We start from the raw sequence: 1,712 nt of genomic DNA, 5'->3' as shown, positions 1-1,712 counted from the left end.
ACCCAGGGCAACACGATGAGCGCCACCAGAGCGACACCGCGCACGAGCTTCAGCTTCAGGAGCCAGCGCCAGTCGCGCTCGAAGGCAAACAGGGCGGCGACCGTGAGCAACGACAACAGCGGAGCCACCGGCCCCTTGATAAGAATTCCAAGGCCTTGAGCGGCCCAGAAAATCCACGGCAGATGGGCGGCTACCGGTTCGTTGCGGCGCGCTGCCAGATAGATCTGGGCGAGCGCGCCTTGCGCCGCCACGCAGCAGGCCAGCAGCATGGCGTCGGTCTTGGCGTCACGGCCCTCGAAGGCGGTGGCGAAGATCGCCGCCATCATCAGGCCGGCGGCGAGACCGGCATTGGCCCCGAACAGCTTGGTGCCCGTCCAGGCGATGCCGACGACGGCCAAGGCAATGCCAAGCATGGAGACGAGGCGGTAGACCCAGATCGGCGCCGCCGCCCCCTCGCCGCTCAGCGCCACGGCCGCCGATTGCAGCCAGTAGATGCCGATCGGCTTCTTGTAGCGCGAGGCATCCTGAAAACGGATGTCGACATAGTCGGAGGTTTCGACCATCTGCTTGGTAGCCTGGACAAAACGGGATTCGTCGCGGTCGATGGGTGGAAGGCTCGCCAGTCCACTGAACGTCATCAGCACGCTGAACAGAAAGAGAAAGAGATAGTTCCTGTTCATCGCGGAGCTTTCCGGATCTGATCTGCGGGATGGCCCCGTCGCGGCGCCTCAGGCCCTGCCCTGCGCGGCGCCTCAATACGCCAGCCCAAACGACGAAGCAAGGATTCGCAACGCCATCCGCGCGGGCTGCAAACCGGAAACCACTTTTGCTGATCGCTGGACCTTTGTCTGGCGCGATCAGTCGCAAAACCGGAAACCACTTTTGCTGATCGCGCTTGGATGCTAAACGCCCGCGTTCATGCACGCCTGAGCCACAGCGGCCGGACGCTTTCGGGAATAGAAAAAATGCCTGCCTTCAAATCGGATTTCCTGCGCACGATGAGCGAGCGCGGTTTCATCCACCAGACTTCGGATGATGCCGGTCTCGACAATATCTTCGCCAAGGAGACGGTGACAGCCTATATCGGCTTCGACGCGACCGCCAAGAGCCTGCACGCCGGCTCGCTGATCCAGATCATGATGCTGCACTGGCTGCAGCAGACCGGTCACCGGCCGATCGCGCTGATGGGCGGCGGCACCTCGATGATCGGCGACCCGTCGTTCAAGGATGAGGCGCGCAAGCTTTTGACCCCGCAGGACATCGAAGACAATCTTGCCGGTATCCGCCGCAACTTCATGCCCTACCTCAAATTCGGCAGCGGTCCCAACGACGCCATCATGGTCAACAACGCCGATTGGCTGATGGAGATCAACTACGTCAATTTCCTGCGCGATGTCGGTCGTCACTTTTCGGTCAACCGCATGCTGGCCTTCGATTCCGTCAAGCTGCGGCTCGATCGCGAGCAGTCGCTGTCGTTCCTCGAATTCAACTACATGATCCTGCAGGCCTATGATTTCGTCGAGCTCTACAAGCGTCTCGGCTGCCGCCTGCAGATGGGCGGCTCCGACCAGTGGGGCAACATCATCAACGGCATCGATCTCGGCCGCCGCACGGAGGACGCGCAGCTCTATGCACTGACCACGCCGCTGCTCACCACCTCGTCGGGCGCCAAGATGGGCAAGTCGGCGTCGGGCGCGGTCTGGCTCGACGCC

Annotated in this window: 2 protein-coding genes; one reads left to right on the top strand and one right to left on the bottom strand. The window is 62.3% G+C overall.

The features are described from left to right. Positions 1-680 (bottom strand): glycosyltransferase family 39 protein (locus EN969_RS29970; protein WP_127419673.1); only part of this gene is annotated, 680 nt, incomplete at its 3' end. Positions 681-965: 285 nt separating this feature from the next. Between EN969_RS29970 and tyrS the strand changes: the two genes are divergently transcribed. After that, a partial coding sequence (gene tyrS, locus EN969_RS29965; protein WP_127419672.1) for a tyrosine--tRNA ligase occupies positions 966-1,712 on the top strand: 747 nt, incomplete at its 3' end.

The organism is Mesorhizobium sp. M7A.F.Ca.CA.003.01.2.1, from assembly GCF_003998945.1.
Lineage (GTDB): Bacteria > Pseudomonadota > Alphaproteobacteria > Rhizobiales > Rhizobiaceae > Mesorhizobium > Mesorhizobium ciceri.
Note: the sequence above shows the minus strand (reverse complement) of the source record. Positions and strands in the feature narration are given on the sequence as shown.